Source organism: Lysinibacillus sp. RS10 (assembly GCF_041956855.1).
Taxonomy (GTDB): Bacteria; Bacillota; Bacilli; order Bacillales_A; family Planococcaceae; genus Lysinibacillus; species Lysinibacillus xylanilyticus_A.
On sequence record NZ_CP167122.1, the window covers coordinates 4,402,259 to 4,417,105 of the forward strand.

Below are 14,847 nucleotides of genomic sequence, written 5' to 3' on the forward strand. Positions count from 1 at the left end.
GGCAATCATGATGACTTATGAATGAGTGATGCACAAATTTATATGTATCCATGCTACTTTTGTGACGCCTATAAAAATAGGCCTCACCCCCTTTAGGGTTTTAGACTCATTATAAGGAAGACTACTAAACAAATTCTAAACAATTCCAGACTTTTTATTTATATAATTCAAAAAATTTCTATATATTTTCCATTTTATTTATCTTTATACAGCAAAAAAAAACAGTAAAAGATTACTCTCATTGAGTACTTTTACTGTTTATTCATTATCAATATGTTGGTATCCTATTAAACTGCTCTCATTTGACATACATGATTTATACATTAAATTTTTTTTATTTTTTTTCCTGTTTTCGCAGTAAAGTTAATATTTGTTCCTTCACAACGGAATGGGTACTGTTGTCCTCTAAGAAATCAAGTGGGAAATATACTTTATGATCCCGCTTCATGCGCCCAGAAATAGAATCAACAATAATCGATTCACGAGAAAGTTCTCGTAGCTCTCCATTTTTCATTTCTAAGAAAATAGGAACGCGTACTTCTTCCTCTCCTGGTCGATAAAAATCATAAGGTAAATCTGCCGTCGTATCATGGACAAGATAGTATTCTGGATTTAAATCGGCTTGCTTAAAGAGCTCTTGTAGTTTTTGATATTTGTCTAGCTCGACACCTGGATCTAAATCGATGTACTGAAATAGCTTTCGATTGACAAAGCGGCGACTCAAGTCACTTAATATAGCATCTTCCTCTTGCATCCAAAGTTGAAAATATGTAAAAAGAATACTCTCATCTAATGCAAGATAATCTTCCAGCTGAATGGAGTTGCGGAAAAATGCTAAAAAGTGTGTAGGCTCGTGCTTAAATTTGTAGCCCGCCAAGCTTAACTGCTTAGCGCGTTTTAAAATATTATTTAAAACAACCTCTGCACTGCGAGACACTGGATGGAAATAAATTTGTAAGTACATTTGATAGCGGCTCATAATGTAATCCTCTACCGCGTGCATGCCTGTCGCCTTAATAACAACCTGATTTTTTCGCGGACGCATTACTCTTAAGATCCGTTCCATATCAAAATGACCATAGCTTACGCCAGTGAAATACGCATCACGCTGTAGGTAATCCATACGATCAGCATCGATCTGGCTCGATATTAAACTGACGACTTGCTTATTCGGATATGTTTTCTCTATTACCTGTGATACTTTCTCAGGGAAATCAGTCGATACTTTTTTTAATACTGCATTCACTTCTGTATCGCCGAGCAAAATTTGTCTTGTATAAAATTCATGATCAAGTTCAAAGACATTTTCAAAAGCATGCGAAAATGGCCCGTGCCCTAAATCGTGTAGTAGGGCTGCACAAAGCACAAGTAGTCGCTCATCTTCATCCCATTCAGGACGACCTGCAAAAATATCATCTACTATGCGACGTACAATTTCGTAAACACCAAGTGAGTGACTAAAGCGGCTATGCTCTGCTCCATGGAATACTAAAAACGTTGTACCTAGCTGGCGAATTCGACGTAATCGCTGAAATTCTTTCGTCCCAACTAAATCCCAAATCACTTGATCCCGTACATGCACATAGCGATGCACCGGGTCCTTGAATACTTTTTCCTCTTGCAATTTAGCTTTTGCATAATGTGTCAATTGTACAGCACCCCCGTTTCCTATTTGTTCTATTATATGCGATAAATGTAGGACTAGCATACATATTTCCCTTTAATTATAGAGACTATCAACCTAACTCACTGTATTCTCGTCTTAATTTAGGATTCTATTGACCTAATTCCCTTGCGACGGATAGCTTTCCGTCACTCCGATGATTCTATCCGTCGCTTCGACTCTTCTTTCCGTCACTCCGCCGATTCTATCCGTCGCTTTGACTCGTCTTTCCGTCACCTCGATGGCTTTCCGTCGCTTTGACTCTTCTTTCCGTCACTTCGATGGTTCTATCCGTCGCTCTGACTCTTCTTTCCGTCACTCCGCCGGTTCTATCCATCTCTTTACCTCTTCTATCTTCAATATTAAATACGCACAAGAAAACAAAAACTATCTTCAACTAGTGAAGATAGCGCCTTGTTTTACTTATTTCTTTAACTTTGCTAAAACCTTTTCCATTAGTTCTTCTTCCGTTAATGCAGCAACAGGGCGACTATTTACGAAGGTAAATGTTTTTTTACGTCCTGGACCACAATAAGAATGACAGCCAATTTCGATGGTTGCATCAGGATCGATTTCCTTTAATTTTGGAATTAACGTTTTTAAGTTAACGGCCTGACATTCATCGCAAACTTTAAATTCGTTTGCCATTTTGTCAACAACCCTTTCTATATAGTATTTTTTCAATCAAAAAACCGCTCTATTGAACGTATGACCTTCACATATTTAAGTATGCAGCATACGCACAAACCTACATCGGGTATTGTATCGCACTTTTCACCTTGTATTCAAGCATAATTCCTTCCACATAGATGAATAAAAGGTTAAAAGATTGGTCATGCTAGTCATAAATAAATAAGTTCCAAATAAAGGTGGGAGGATTTTACTATGAGTAAAGTAAGACAAGATGCTTGGTTAGAAGAAAATGATGAATTATTGGCAGAGGCGGTTATTCGCCATGTAACGGAAGGGAGTACGCAGTTAAACGCCTTCGAAGAAGCTGGCGATGCTTTGAACCGTACTGCCGCAGCCTGTGGTTTTCGCTGGAATGCTGTTGTTCGTAAAGAGTTCGAGGAGCAATTAGCAGATGCGAAAAAAGAAAGAAAAGAGAGAATGCGAGTGTTGGGTGCTCCAGCAAGACGACGTACTACTAGTATGTTTACAGTAAATAATAGTGCCGCAGAGGGTAAATCAATTCCTCTTTCTGCATTATCTCTTGATATTGTCATAGCCTATTTACTACGTTTGCAACACTCTGGTGAAATAGGTAATGAGTCTACAAAATGGAGACAGCTTGTACACGTAACCTCTGAGAAAAATAAAAAACTAGAGAAGACCATTACACAGCTGGAAGAGGAAAATAGATCTATTCGCAAAGATTACGAGCAATTTGTACAAATTATGAACCGCGCTAGACGACTAGTAACACTAGATGAAGAGGAAGAACGAATTGCACCTGTCTTCAAAATGGAGAAAAACGGAAATCTCGTTGTGAGTAGCTCTGCTTATCAACAAGAAAATGGCGATGCGCTTAGTTAGCAGCATCGCTTTTCCTTTGGTCGTTGTAATCTATTATTTCGGTTCGAGCATTCTCGTATTGCGTTCTAAAACACGTTGTAAATAGAATGCATATGACGTCAGTTCTTCATCACTAAAAGACTCAAAACGAATTTCTTCAGCCATATTGTAAAGAAGCTGCTGTAAACGAATAACAACATCTTCCACTGTTAATGATGCATCCATAAGTTCGGATAGTGACGCCATCACATCAGGGACAATGTTAGGGTACGTAAATTTGGTTTCTTCTCCCTTTAGACTTTCCTCATAAAAGTCACGAATGAGTGCAGCTCGATCTGAACCGCTACCTTCAATACATAAATAAATTTGCACGGCTACTCCTTGGCGTAAACGTCTCTGAGAAATACCAGCAAATTTCTTTCCTTCAATACTTAAATCATAGGAGCCTGGGCAATAGGAACCTACAATCTCATAGGCTTCAATTTGATCCGCTACTTCAGGGAATAATCCCTTTACTAAATCCACCATTACATCATAGCCATCATCAATGCTTAGCGTTTCCGTTTGTTCAGATAAAACAACAGAAATATTCAGTACACCTTCATCAAGGACAACTGCTAATCCGCCTGAATTGCGTACTATAGGATGATAACCACGTGTTTTAAGCAAGTCCATCCCCTGCTGCACATATGGTAAACGGTGATCCTGAATACCAAGCACAACAGAGGCATCATGCACCCAAGTACGAATAGTTGGCGGAGAGGCTAATTGTCCAACTAGCTGACATAATGTATCATCTGTTGCAAAGGATTCAAGTGGCGATCTTTGCTTTGCACTAATGGATTGATCGTAAAAACGCCAAATTGGCTGTTGTAATATACTTTTCATGATTGGTGCTCCTCTATTTACATCTCTTCTCTTTAGCATACATTATCTATGGAAGGTGTCAAATTCGTGAAATGCAATCATGAACATAGGGATTTTGTACAAACTATGATAAACTAAAATTCAAATGGTATTCACTTATAAAGGAGTGTTTTAAATAATGAATGAAGCAGCAATTACTTTAGATGGTTGGTACGCTTTGCATGATTTCCGCTCAATCGACTGGGCTTCATGGAAACTAGTTTCTGCTGAAGAACGTCAAGCAGCAGTAGAAGAATTCATTGCTTATTTAGAAAAATTAAACGAGGCTGATATCGCTAAAACTGGTGCTCATGCTTTTTACGCAATCGTTGGTCAAAAAGCTGACTTTATGATTATGACATTACGTGAAACAATGGATGAGCTACAAGAGCTTGAAGCTGAATTTAATAAATTAGCGATTGCTGATTTTACAATCCCTACATATTCTTATGTATCTGTTGTAGAGCTTTCTAACTATTTAGCTGGCGATTCAGACGAAGACCCATACCAAAATCCACATGTGCGTGCTCGACTATATCCTGAACTTCCACGTGCTAAGCATGTATGCTTCTATCCAATGGATAAGCGTCGTCAAGGCAATGATAACTGGTATATGCTTTCAATGGACGACCGCAAATCTCTAATGCGTTCTCACGGTATGATTGGTCGTGGCTATGCTGGTAAAGTTAAACAAATTATTACTGGTTCTGTTGGCTTTGACGATCACGAATGGGGCGTAACATTATTTGCCGATGACGTATTACAATTCAAAAAATTAGTATATGAAATGCGTTTCGATGAAGTTTCAGCTCGCTACGGTGAGTTTGGTGCATTCTTCGTTGGTAACCTTCTTGATAACGAAAAACTAGCGAAATTCTTAACTGTTTAATCGAAAACGGTTTTAAATATAAAAAATGCGAGTCCTGACTAACGGGCTCGCATTTTTTACAATTCGTTTTCTTCGCTGTTCTCTGATTCCAATATTAAAATAATTGTATGAATAAAAAAACCAGTTAGAATCATAAGGAAAACCAAATACCAATTATATGGTTGATGATAGTATTCTGCTATACCAACGGCCATAAATGCACTTATGATAATTGCTACAAACATACCAAAAATACGCATTGTAACACTCCTTTTTAAAAGCAAAAAGTAATTTTCTACTTTAGTATGTCACAATTTATTTTCAATATACTTGCAAAACAAAATACTTCAGCTATATAATCATAAAAATTTAACAAAAAGAACGTTGGAAGGCCACCTCTTTCGCCCGAGGTCTAACGCTTTCGTCTAGACGACGATTATGCGCTAGGTGATCCACCGGCAAAAAAACCCATAGTTTCCTTAACAATAAAAAAGCGTCACCCATTACGATGACACTTTCTTATTTTCATATGATTGTCTTGTACTTTAAGACTTTTCATCCTTAACTTTCAAAATTAATATAACGGTATGGATGAAAAAACCAACTACGATTATTAATATAAAGAGATACCAATGGAGTGGCTGTCCGTAAAAATCCCCTACCAAAAATGCCAACACAGCGCTCAATAAAATACCTACCCACACACCAATCTCCATACCTTTTCACCTCACATGTAAAATCTGGCCCTCTTTACAGACTACTCGTTATGGCTAATATATGCTTAGCAATTTTAAGATGTGAATTTCTTTCATAAAAATTGAACATGTCTACAATACCATCGTGCATATACTGTCTGCGAGGAGGAATAAAAATCGCCGTTATAAAGAGAAGGATACACAAACAGCCCTGCTCGTGAGGCTTATACGCGCTGAGGCAGAAGGCGACGGAGAATTAGGTATGCTGATGGTCAGCACTGTTAGCGTCAATCGTGTACGAGCAGATTGTTTAGATTTTGGTGATATTCGGACGGTTTCGGCATCAAAGGGGGCTGTGAAGAGACAACAAAAGGCTATGGATCAGCGAGCACGTGATTAAGTCATTAGATTGGCAAATAGAGTTATCAAAGGATAAGAGTTCCATCCAACAACTCGTTCGCTATGGTTTTTCAGACCTGAAGAAGATTGTCCTGCATAATGGTATGGTCAGTGGAACACGGGAAGATACAAAGTGGATTGCTTTTTCTCGCCTACCGAAGAGGATTGTCCTCAAATCTAAAAGAAAGAAGGTTGATAACTTATGATGCCTTATTATTGGACACCGACAACGCAACAACCAATGACTCCTCCTCCTCCAGCAACACTTCAAAACGGACGACCACCTGGACGTGAGGAATCCTATATTGAAAATATTTTGCGTTTGAATCGCGGAAAACCTGGTACCTTCCATTTTTCTTTCGAGCATGCCATTGAACAAGGGAAAAACACAAAAGTTGTGCGAGGTGTTGTAGAGGCTGCTGGTCGAGATCATGTTATTCTTCGTGAGCTCAAATCAAATCACCGTTTCCTATTCCCGATGATTTACTTTGATTTTGCTGAATATGATGAGGAAATGGTTTATTTTAATCAAAATCCGTAATATATTTCACACCGCTTCCCACGGGCAAGGGAAAAATTGGCATGTTAGGATACGTCCTAGCATGCCAATTTTTATTGTAAGTTCAAGCCATATAGAACGTTCATGGGAGCTTACTATTGATTTTCTTGTAAATACTGCAATGTTGCTTTTCCTAATGTTTTGGCAGCAATCAACATTGCACGTTCATCAAAGTCAAAGCGTGCATGATGATGAGGATATGCCACTTCCCACTCAGGCTTTTTGGCACCTGTGAAGAAAAATGTACCAGGTATATTCTCTAAATAATACGCAAAGTCCTCACCTATCATAAACGGTGGACACGTTATTATATTTTCCACTCCTGGTACATCTGCTGCAAGCCGAGCAATAAATTCTGTTTCTTTCATATGATTGTAAACAGGGGGATAGCCTCTTGTATAACGATATTCATAGCTTGCACCAAAAGCTAGACAAGTGGCATTTAGTACAGCTTCAATCTCTTTCTCCATCTGTCTACGTACTTGCTCCTCAAAAGTACGCACCGTTCCCGCTAGCACAACTCGTTCAGCAATAACATTGAAAGGGTTAATCGCCTCAAAATGGCCAATTGTTAAAACCGCTGATTTTAATGGATCAATGCGTCTAGATATAAGCTGCTGAGCATTGACAACAAACTGTGAAGCAAGAGCAACAGCATCAATAGAATGATGCGGCTCCGCACCATGACCACCTTTACCTTGAATCATGATTTCCACTTTATCCGCAGCAGCCATAATTGCTCCATCTCTAACCAAAATATCTCCCAATGGTGTTGGTGCCCATAAATGTGTACCGAAAATAACGTCTACCCCGTCTAGACAGCCATCTTCAATCATCGGCTTTGCTCCACCTGGTGCAATTTCTTCCGCATGCTGATGGATAAATACTACATTACCTGCAAGATCATCCTTCATTGCATTGAGTGCCTTAGCCAGCCCAAGTAAAGTCGCGGTATGACCATCGTGTCCACATGCATGCATTTTACCATCAATTTTTGACTTATAAGGAACATCATTTTCTTCCTGTATCGCTAACGCATCAAAATCAGCTCGCAATGCTACTGTTTTTCCTGGTTTCCCACCATGTAATGTTGCAACTACCCCACGCTTTCCTACATGCTCACGAACTTCATGTCCTAAAGCACGATGAAAAGCAGCTACATAAGCTGGTGTTTCTACTTCCTCAAAGGATAACTCCGGATATTCATGTAGATGACGGCGAATCGCAATCATTTCATCATAGTTATTATCTAGTAATGTATATAGCTTCTCCATATCACTAAACCTCTCTTTCTATTTGTCGAACTCTTCTGGTAATAATAGTGTACTATAAATTCTTACAATAAAAATAGGAATTAAAACTATTATTCTCTAGAAATTATATTGTGGAGAAACCGTATAAATTCTTTTTATGTCCGAGCTTTTTTCATATTGGAGCATTGTCACTAGCTGTTGCAACTACCAATCGAGTAGGAGGGAGTGACTAACTCCCGACCTCTCCAACCACCGTACGTACGGATCCGTATACGGCGGTTCAATTAAGATGAATAACGCAAGATTTCATAACGAGCTTGCAGACTTTTGAGCCCTTGGTTACTCCAATAAGAGTTACCAAGGGTTCTGTGTAATATTGGACTTTTCGAAATACGCCAGTAACTCTTGCGAGTATTGCCCCATTCGTAAGCCTTCCAGTCTGGAACTCCTAAGCGAATAAGGTTGCGCACTTTCGTACGAGGCTTCTTCCAATTCTTCCATAAACACATGCGAAGTCTTCTTCTAATCCATCCATCCAGTGATTCAAATATTGATTTCGTATCCGCTAATGAAAAGTAGCCACACCACCCAATTAAGTATTGATTCAATTGTTGAATTCGGTACTCCATTGGAAATGGCTTCTTTCTAGCTGTTAATTCCCGAATTTTGTTCTTCATTCGCTTTATGCTCTCTTTCGCAATTCGAACTTGTGGTTCTTTGCGGGAGGTAAAGCTAAATCCTAGGAATTTACGTTGCCAAGGACGAGCCACTGCGGATTTCTTCTCATTTATTTTCAATCGCAGCGTCTTCTCAATAAAGGTTTTGATACTTGCCATCACTCGTTCTCCTGCTCGTTTTGTTTTCACATAAATATTGCAGTCATCGGCGTAACGGACAAATTTATGACCACGTTTCTCTAATTCTTTGTCTAATTCATCCAGCACAATGTTTGAGAGAAGTGGACTCAGTGGACCCCCTTGGGGTGTTCCTTCATCTGTATCATAAACGACACCATTTATCATGACACCCGATTGCAAGTATCTACGAATCAGCTTGAGTAGAGGTTTATCAGAAATTTTCTTCGCTAATGTACTCATTAGACGGTCATGGTTTACTTTGTCGAAGAATTTCTCTAAGTCCATATCTACTACCCAGCGATATCCTTCTTTTATATAGCCTTTGGCTTCTCGGATTGCATCGTGAGCACTTCGTTTTGGTCGAAATCCGTAACTATGATTCGAGAAGTTCGGGTCGTATAGGTTGGATAGCACTTGGGCAATTGCCTGTTGAATGAGTCGGTCTGTCACGGTTGGGATTCCTAATAGTCGCACACCGCCGTCAGGTTTCGGGATTTCGATTCTGCGAACTGGTTGTGGTTGGTAGGTTCCCTCAAGAATTTGCTTCTTAATCGTTAGCCAGTTTTCGACTACATGCTGTCGTAGGAATTTTACGGGCATTTTGTCTACTCCATGACTCCCTTTGTTTCGTTCCACCCGTTTGAGTGCGAGAAGCAGATTCTCTCGTGATAAAATTTGATTCATTAACATCTCGTTCGACTCCTCCGTGAATAGCTTGTCTTCTTATAACAGTTTCTACTGCACCCGCTCAATGTCCCTCATGGGATTCACCATTACCTCCATTAAGTCGGTCCTTCTGGATTTTCTGTGTTTATCATAGAAAACTGCATGCCAAGGGCTATTCTCTCCGAATTGTTCGGTCCTTTCCATTCATTCTAGAAGTGAATGGTACTATGACCTCTGCTGACTTCTGATGGTTCAGCTACCTATCGCTAAGTAGGTTACAAAGTGTACTTTGCGTTTCCATCAGACCTCCCCGGGTAAGCGTATGCACTTTCACACCATCTATCCGCCTCATTTACTCGATATGACCTTCGACAGAAAGGACTTTGTGTTGTTGTGCACACTCATCCAATCATACCTAGCCTTATATGAGATTTGTGTTCCTCGGACCGGTGTTTTGCCTCCAGCTTCCTTCAGATTCCGCGTCGCCACGGACACCCTTGCTCTTGGCTAACCTCTACTTCTGTCTTCGAGGTTCGGGACTTGCACCCTATAGTTCATACGCATGCCGGGCGCACACAAAAAACTCCCTCACATATAACGGTGAAGGAGTACGTTCATCTAACGAGCATGTTTAATGGCAGACACTATGATTAAAACCCATCCAGCTAAAAATAGTACTCCACCAATTGGTGTGACTGCACCTAGAATTTTAATGCCACTGATTGCCAGTACATATAAGCTTCCTGAAAAGAAGACAATACCGAGGTTGAAAAAGATTCCAGCTAAATTTAACTGCTTTACCTCTCCTAGTAGTTTGGAGCTCATCAATAAGCCAACGACTAGTAAAGCCGTGGCATGAAACATTTGGTACTGAACAGCTGTTTCCCAAACCCCACGCCCATAATCGTCTAGAACTCCTTCTAAAGCATGTGCACCGAATGCACCTAATGCCACTGCCAAAAAGCCGTGGAGTGCACCTGTCACAATAAATTTTTTCATGTCATTTCTCCTATCTTTAATCAATTTCGCCTTGGCGTAATTGCGTCCGGATTTTGAATTGCGCCTGCACAATTCATTCCTTTCAAAATCCGTGACTTCCGCCGGAGGCTTTGGGCCAACGTGATGTCGTTCCCTTAGTCGTGTGTTGTTGTTGTTGCTGTCGCTTCGCTTTCGCACAGATAAAACCTTGTTGCTGTCGCTTCGCTTTCGCACAGATAAATTGCCACAGGACGTGGCGTTCTTAGACTGAGTTCCCCTATTTCAGTAGGCGTTGGGACACCAACTGAAAAGGAACCATATCCGCATTCATCTAGCCACCTTCAGAGGTGGGAGTCTTCGCTGAATGAAGATAATTAAAAGTCAAAAATTGAATCGCCATTTGCCCCGTCTACTTCTTCAATTTTTGCTGTGTATAAACTTGATTGCTTCGGCTCTGATACTAGCATTTGTGGCAAATGTTTTGACTGCGCTTTCGAAATGCCATCAGGTGAGTCTAATACCACATCACATAATGCTCGGATTGCTGTTAAAGCTTCGCGAATTTGCTGTTCGTTCCCCGTATTTTTTACACCCGATAATTGTTTTTCAAGTTGTTGAATAACGGCTTGATAAGGAATCATTGCATTCTCCCACTTTCTGCTTTTGGCACAAATTTTAGACAGTCCGTGCTCGAGGATTGTTTAACCACAACGGATGGTATTTGCTTTGTTTTAAAGCCATATGCTACACAGGCCCGTGGCGTTTGTGGGTCCCATGTTACTTTAAAATATTGACATTTGAAACAATTTACCTTCATCGTTGCCCCTCACTTTCTTCTATTATTAACTGTAACATGAATCTATAAGTGTATAAAGTAAACGATTTGTGCCAATCTACGCTAGAGACCAATCAATTGGCTGCTCTCCCCATTGTACTAGCTGTGCATTTATTTTCGAATACGGTTTACTGCCAAAAAAACCTCGATAGGCACTAAGAGGACTTGGGTGAGGTGCTTCTAAAATGACATGAGGTGTTGAATAATTACGGATGATTGATTTTTTCCGCTGTGCTGGTTTGCCCCAAAGTACAAAAATAATCGGTTTTTCTCTTGAGGCTAATTTATCAATAACAGCATCCGTAAATTGCTCCCACCCTTGCTCTTTATGAGAATGGGCCTGACCTGCCCGAACTGTTAATACTGTATTCAATAACATTACACCTTGCTGTGACCATTTTGTTAATGTACCGTTTTGAGGGATTGAACAACCAAGATCCTCCTGTAACTCTTGCAGCATATTTCGCAAGCTTGGTGGATGTTTGATTCCTGGCATGACCGAAAAACTTAATCCGTGTGCTTGATTGGGTCCATGATATGGGTCTTGGCCTAAAATTACGACCTTTACATCATGATAAGCTGTTGTATTAAATGCATTCATGATGTCATTCATTGGTGGATAAATAGTTTGTGTTGAATATTCATGTGCTACAAATTGACGCAGCTCTTTATAGTAAGTTTTGTCTAATTCATCTGCAAGTATTGCTTGCCAATCATTCGAGAATACTTGTTTCATCGTAATATTAACCCCTTTCTCTTCTTACAACGGTACAAAAAAATAATGTCGAATTCAAGCATCAGATTAATTACGCCTCAGCATAATTGCGTTCTGAGGCTTTAGGCCAACACGTTGTTTTTTGCGCGAAAGCGAAGCGACAGCGGATGGTTGGACACCTTCTGAAAGAAGTTAAAACTGACCTTGTAAAAATATCTTATTCTGACTATTTTTACAGAATCAGAATAAGTCTATACTAGATGGTAATTTTAAAACTTTTATCTATAAAGGAGATCTATCATCATGGCTCTTAAAAAAACTTTAACAATTGCTGGTTCCGATACATCAGGCGGCGCAGGTATGCAAGCTGATCTTAAAACATTCCAAGAACACGGCACTTATGGCATGGTGGCATTAACGGTTGTTGTAACAATGGAGCCAAACGGTTGGGCACATAATGTAACACCATTGCCAACAGAGCTTTTACAAAAGCAAATCGATACTGCTCTTTCAACAGGCATTGACGCAATAAAAACTGGTATGCTGTCAACGGAAGAAATCATTCGTATTGCTGGTGATGCCATCTCAAAATCCGGTACGCCAAATGTTGTCATTGACCCTGTAATGGTATGTAAAGGAGAAGATGAAGTATTGAATCCTGGTAACACAGATGCGATGATTCAACATCTTTTACCATTGGCTGCAGTGACAACACCAAACCTGTTTGAGGCCGGGCAATTAGCTGGAACTGGAACTCCAAACACAATTGAAGAGATGAAAACGGCAGCTCGTAAAATTCATGAACTAGGTGCTAAAGCTATTGTGATTAAAGGCGGAAAAGCGTTAGCTACTGAAAAAGCAACCGACTTATTCTTCGACGGTGAAAAATTCTATTTATTAGAGTCTGAAAAAGTCGCTTCTACTTATAACCATGGGGCTGGCTGTACATTTGCTGCTTCAGTGACAGCAAACCTTGCTAACGGGCTTTCAGTGAAAGAAGCTGTTATCGAAGCGAAAGAATTCGTTTCCGCTGCAATCGCTCACGGTTGGGCATTAAATGACTATGTAGGACCAGTTATGCACGGTGCCAAATCTCGATTTGGCGCACCACAAGTAACAGTGACAGAAATCTAAACATAAAAGGCATCTGATTAGTAAAACGATACTAATCAGATGCCTCTCTTATATATAAGCGTTCTCCATCATTTTGAGCCGATAATCCCATGGATCATTCATCGAAATGAATTGAGCCAATGCCTTACTTTCCTTTTTACGCTCTGCACGGACCTTCGCTCGTTCAGATGCAGTTTCATGTAGCTTTGCCTCCTCTACTGTTTCAGGAATGACGCGTGGAACTGGGGCTGGTTTATTATTTTCATCTAATGCGACAAAGGTTATTAATGCTGTCGCTGCTACCTTGCGTTCCCCCGTTTTCAAATTTTCAGCAATGACCTTTACGAAAACCTCCATTGAAGACGTCCCTGTCCATGTTACATAAGATTCGAAGTATACAGAATCAGTCGGGCGAATTGGATGCAGGAAGTCGATCGAATCCGTTGAAGCTGTCACACAATCTCTACGACTATGCTTAGCAGCTGAGATTGAGGCTACCTGATCGATATCACTCATTAAGCGACCACCAAATAGTGTATTATGGTTATTAACATCATTCGGAAACACCCGACTTGTCCGCATAACCCTCGATTCTTTACAGTATTTAAAGTCCTTTTTCACATCAATTCCCCCTCGTAAAAACAACTGTTTTATTTCTACTATGATGCTCCATTTCCCCACGAAAATCAATTTAATTATTAGAAAATTACAAATAATTAACATAATTTTTCTCCCATTGCAAAAAGTATTGGACAAGATTCGCTACTACTCCATAAACCATATATTAGATTTATATGGGAGGGAGCAAAATGAAAAAGCAAAAACCTGAAGAATTAAAAGAAGAACGAGGATTACTCTCTGGAGAACTAACCGCTTCAAAAGTAGAAGTAATTTCATCAATTGTTTTAACACTCGGTTATTCATTATCAACCCTCGCCACGATATTAGCATTCCAGGAGGAAGAGGAATTGGCTCAAGAAAAATCTTCACAAGCACAGGATCAAAATCTACAATTTAAACAAATGTATAAACAACTACAGAATGTCAACAATCGCTTAGAATCCATAGAACGAAAGCTCAACCGATATTAAAAGCCGCGATTCTCCGTCATAAAAGAGAATCGCGGCTTTTTTACTATACTATGATAATGATCTTTCCGTCTTCTTCCCTTGTCACAGCTACACATCTCAATGTCAAAGGGACGTCATCTATTGTACCAAGATAGAATTCGTTATTACGTAGTTTAAAATTCCCTTTAACATTACACGCTGCCTAACTGTCAGTTTAGGAAGAAATCATGGTCGCAGTATCTTTTCATTTGTGAAACCGTATACAATACAAAATAACACATTTTGTACAAGTTTGTTTTCACACTCATTATATTGATACATTACGATAATTTTTTCAAGAATATTGCTTAAAAATCTTCATAGATTAATAAATGCAATCAATTAAAAGAGCTTTATTACTTCTTCATACTCTTCTGTTGTGAATACTCTAGAGTTTGTAATGAAATGCATATTTTCAACACTATCTAAAGAAAAACTTGCACCTCTGCCCTCAATCGCATGAATAATCAATTGCGTATGCTTAAAATATTCATATTGCGCTCTATGAATGTAAAAAGGAACGTCACCTATTGTACCAAGATAGATATCGTTTTCACCAATTTTAAAATCTCCTTCTACATAACACATCGGTGCAGAGCCATCACAGCAACCTCCAGATTGATAAAACATGATAGCGCCATGCCTACTCTTAATTAGCTCTATCAAATTTAAACCCTCTTTTGTTGCAATAACTCGTTCTGCCATGTTGTTATTCA

At 39.5% G+C, this 14,847-nt stretch carries 18 protein-coding genes and 1 pseudogene; 7 read left to right on the forward strand and 12 right to left on the reverse strand.

Translation table 11 applies throughout. From position 1 onward, the window contains the following. Positions 1 to 334: 334 nt before the first annotated feature. Positions 335 to 1,708, reverse strand: coding sequence for an HD domain-containing protein (locus ACB089_RS22110; protein ID WP_374963946.1), 1,374 nt, complete (start codon positions 1,706 to 1,708; stop codon positions 335 to 337). A gap of 84 nt (positions 1,709 to 1,792) precedes the next feature. Here ACB089_RS22110 and ACB089_RS22115 point away from each other — a divergent pair, with 84 nt between their 5' ends. Further along, positions 1,793 to 1,924, forward strand: coding sequence for a hypothetical protein (locus ACB089_RS22115; protein ID WP_374963947.1), 132 nt, complete (start codon positions 1,793 to 1,795; stop codon positions 1,922 to 1,924). Between the two features lie 162 nt (positions 1,925 to 2,086). Here the strand turns inward: ACB089_RS22115 and ACB089_RS22120 are convergent, their stop codons facing one another. Continuing rightward, positions 2,087 to 2,311 carry a DUF1450 domain-containing protein gene (locus tag ACB089_RS22120; RefSeq protein WP_049667962.1) on the reverse strand — a complete coding sequence of 75 codons (225 nt, stop codon included), beginning with the start codon at positions 2,309 to 2,311 and terminating at the stop codon, positions 2,087 to 2,089. A 237-nt stretch (positions 2,312 to 2,548) separates the two neighbouring features. Between ACB089_RS22120 and ACB089_RS22125 the strand changes: the two genes are divergently transcribed. Next, entirely contained in the window at positions 2,549 to 3,199 is a 651-nt protein-coding gene (locus ACB089_RS22125) for an RsfA family transcriptional regulator (protein ID WP_374963948.1), read from the forward strand. A gap of 33 nt (positions 3,200 to 3,232) precedes the next feature. Here the strand turns inward: ACB089_RS22125 and ACB089_RS22130 are convergent, their stop codons facing one another. After that, positions 3,233 to 4,066 carry a biotin/lipoate A/B protein ligase family protein gene (locus tag ACB089_RS22130; protein ID WP_374963949.1) on the reverse strand — a complete coding sequence of 278 codons (834 nt, stop codon included), beginning with the start codon at positions 4,064 to 4,066 and terminating at the stop codon, positions 3,233 to 3,235. A gap of 157 nt (positions 4,067 to 4,223) precedes the next feature. Between ACB089_RS22130 and hemQ the strand changes: the two genes are divergently transcribed. After that, positions 4,224 to 4,973 (forward strand): hydrogen peroxide-dependent heme synthase, encoded by a 750-nt coding sequence (gene hemQ / locus ACB089_RS22135; protein WP_068985239.1) that lies wholly within the window; start codon positions 4,224 to 4,226, stop codon positions 4,971 to 4,973. A 56-nt stretch (positions 4,974 to 5,029) separates the two neighbouring features. On the opposite strand, the gene ACB089_RS22140 is transcribed toward hemQ, so the two are convergent. Beyond that, complete coding sequence (locus ACB089_RS22140) at positions 5,030 to 5,212, reverse strand: hypothetical protein (RefSeq protein WP_068985238.1); 183 nt, start codon at positions 5,210 to 5,212, stop codon at positions 5,030 to 5,032. 697 nt (positions 5,213 to 5,909) lie between these two features. Here ACB089_RS22140 and ACB089_RS22145 point away from each other — a divergent pair. Together ACB089_RS22145 and gerQ are read left to right on the forward strand one after the other, a co-directional pair. After that, positions 5,910 to 6,227, forward strand: a pseudogene (locus ACB089_RS22145) (cell wall hydrolase). 21 nt (positions 6,228 to 6,248) lie between these two features. After that, the gene (gene gerQ / locus ACB089_RS22150) at positions 6,249 to 6,587 is read left to right on the forward strand and encodes a spore coat protein GerQ (RefSeq protein WP_368636116.1); all 339 of its coding nucleotides are present in this window, start codon (positions 6,249 to 6,251) and stop codon (positions 6,585 to 6,587) included. 113 nt (positions 6,588 to 6,700) lie between these two features. Here gerQ and ACB089_RS22155 read toward each other — a convergent pair whose 3' ends face one another. The 6 genes from ACB089_RS22155 to ACB089_RS22180 form a co-directional block, all read right to left on the reverse strand. Further along, on the reverse strand, positions 6,701 to 7,879 hold the full coding sequence (locus ACB089_RS22155; RefSeq protein WP_374963950.1) for a M20 family metallopeptidase: 1,179 nt from the start codon (positions 7,877 to 7,879) through the stop codon (positions 6,701 to 6,703). A 263-nt stretch (positions 7,880 to 8,142) separates the two neighbouring features. Continuing rightward, on the reverse strand, positions 8,143 to 9,405 hold the full coding sequence (ltrA, locus tag ACB089_RS22160) for a group II intron reverse transcriptase/maturase (protein WP_374963429.1): 1,263 nt from the start codon (positions 9,403 to 9,405) through the stop codon (positions 8,143 to 8,145). 594 nt (positions 9,406 to 9,999) lie between these two features. After that, positions 10,000 to 10,380: a DUF423 domain-containing protein gene (locus ACB089_RS22165; protein WP_374963951.1), complete on the reverse strand. Its 381-nt coding sequence runs from the start codon at positions 10,378 to 10,380 to the stop codon at positions 10,000 to 10,002. Between the two features lie 353 nt (positions 10,381 to 10,733). Then, the gene (locus ACB089_RS22170; protein ID WP_374963952.1) at positions 10,734 to 11,000 is read right to left on the reverse strand and encodes a YwdI family protein; all 267 of its coding nucleotides are present in this window, start codon (positions 10,998 to 11,000) and stop codon (positions 10,734 to 10,736) included. Further along, positions 10,997 to 11,176, reverse strand: coding sequence for a uracil-DNA glycosylase (locus ACB089_RS22175; RefSeq protein WP_374963953.1), 180 nt, complete (start codon positions 11,174 to 11,176; stop codon positions 10,997 to 10,999). The genes ACB089_RS22170 and ACB089_RS22175 overlap by 4 nt, the downstream gene beginning before the upstream one ends. 76 nt (positions 11,177 to 11,252) lie before the next feature. Continuing rightward, on the reverse strand, positions 11,253 to 11,930 hold the full coding sequence (locus ACB089_RS22180) for a uracil-DNA glycosylase (RefSeq protein ID WP_374963954.1): 678 nt from the start codon (positions 11,928 to 11,930) through the stop codon (positions 11,253 to 11,255). 282 nt (positions 11,931 to 12,212) lie between these two features. Between ACB089_RS22180 and thiD the strand changes: the two genes are divergently transcribed. Beyond that, a complete protein-coding gene (gene thiD, locus ACB089_RS22185; RefSeq protein WP_368636111.1) occupies positions 12,213 to 13,043 on the forward strand; it encodes a bifunctional hydroxymethylpyrimidine kinase/phosphomethylpyrimidine kinase in 831 nt (276 codons plus the stop codon). A 48-nt stretch (positions 13,044 to 13,091) separates the two neighbouring features. Here thiD and ACB089_RS22190 read toward each other — a convergent pair whose 3' ends face one another. After that, positions 13,092 to 13,643 (reverse strand): acyl-CoA thioesterase, encoded by a 552-nt coding sequence (locus ACB089_RS22190; protein WP_374963955.1) that lies wholly within the window; start codon positions 13,641 to 13,643, stop codon positions 13,092 to 13,094. Positions 13,644 to 13,831: 188 nt separating this feature from the next. Between ACB089_RS22190 and ACB089_RS22195 the strand changes: the two genes are divergently transcribed. After that, complete coding sequence (locus ACB089_RS22195; RefSeq protein WP_374963956.1) at positions 13,832 to 14,113, forward strand: hypothetical protein; 282 nt, start codon at positions 13,832 to 13,834, stop codon at positions 14,111 to 14,113. A gap of 360 nt (positions 14,114 to 14,473) precedes the next feature. Here ACB089_RS22195 and ACB089_RS22200 read toward each other — a convergent pair whose 3' ends face one another. Then, positions 14,474 to 14,836 (reverse strand): DUF779 domain-containing protein, encoded by a 363-nt coding sequence (locus tag ACB089_RS22200; protein WP_328007775.1) that lies wholly within the window; start codon positions 14,834 to 14,836, stop codon positions 14,474 to 14,476. Positions 14,837 to 14,847: the final 11 nt, after the last annotated feature.

Coding starts and splice junctions, on each gene's coding strand:
- ACB089_RS22110 (WP_374963946.1), bottom strand. CDS start 1,708: ATGCTAGTCCTACATTTATCGCATATAATAGAACAAATAGGAAACGGG.
- ACB089_RS22200 (WP_328007775.1), bottom strand. CDS start 14,836: ATGGCAGAACGAGTTATTGCAACAAAAGAGGGTTTAAATTTGATAGAG.
- thiD (WP_368636111.1), top strand. CDS start 12,213: ATGGCTCTTAAAAAAACTTTAACAATTGCTGGTTCCGATACATCAGGC.
- ACB089_RS22180 (WP_374963954.1), bottom strand. CDS start 11,930: ATGAAACAAGTATTCTCGAATGATTGGCAAGCAATACTTGCAGATGAA.
- ACB089_RS22170 (WP_374963952.1), bottom strand. CDS start 11,000: ATGATTCCTTATCAAGCCGTTATTCAACAACTTGAAAAACAATTATCG.
- ACB089_RS22140 (WP_068985238.1), bottom strand. CDS start 5,212: ATGCGTATTTTTGGTATGTTTGTAGCAATTATCATAAGTGCATTTATG.
- ACB089_RS22195 (WP_374963956.1), top strand. CDS start 13,832: ATGAAAAAGCAAAAACCTGAAGAATTAAAAGAAGAACGAGGATTACTC.
- ACB089_RS22155 (WP_374963950.1), bottom strand. CDS start 7,879: ATGGAGAAGCTATATACATTACTAGATAATAACTATGATGAAATGATT.
- ACB089_RS22175 (WP_374963953.1), bottom strand. CDS start 11,176: ATGAAGGTAAATTGTTTCAAATGTCAATATTTTAAAGTAACATGGGAC.
- ltrA (WP_374963429.1), bottom strand. CDS start 9,405: ATGTTAATGAATCAAATTTTATCACGAGAGAATCTGCTTCTCGCACTC.
- ACB089_RS22120 (WP_049667962.1), bottom strand. CDS start 2,311: ATGGCAAACGAATTTAAAGTTTGCGATGAATGTCAGGCCGTTAACTTA.
- hemQ (WP_068985239.1), top strand. CDS start 4,224: ATGAATGAAGCAGCAATTACTTTAGATGGTTGGTACGCTTTGCATGAT.
- ACB089_RS22130 (WP_374963949.1), bottom strand. CDS start 4,066: ATGAAAAGTATATTACAACAGCCAATTTGGCGTTTTTACGATCAATCC.
- ACB089_RS22165 (WP_374963951.1), bottom strand. CDS start 10,380: ATGAAAAAATTTATTGTGACAGGTGCACTCCACGGCTTTTTGGCAGTG.
- ACB089_RS22125 (WP_374963948.1), top strand. CDS start 2,549: ATGAGTAAAGTAAGACAAGATGCTTGGTTAGAAGAAAATGATGAATTA.
- gerQ (WP_368636116.1), top strand. CDS start 6,249: ATGATGCCTTATTATTGGACACCGACAACGCAACAACCAATGACTCCT.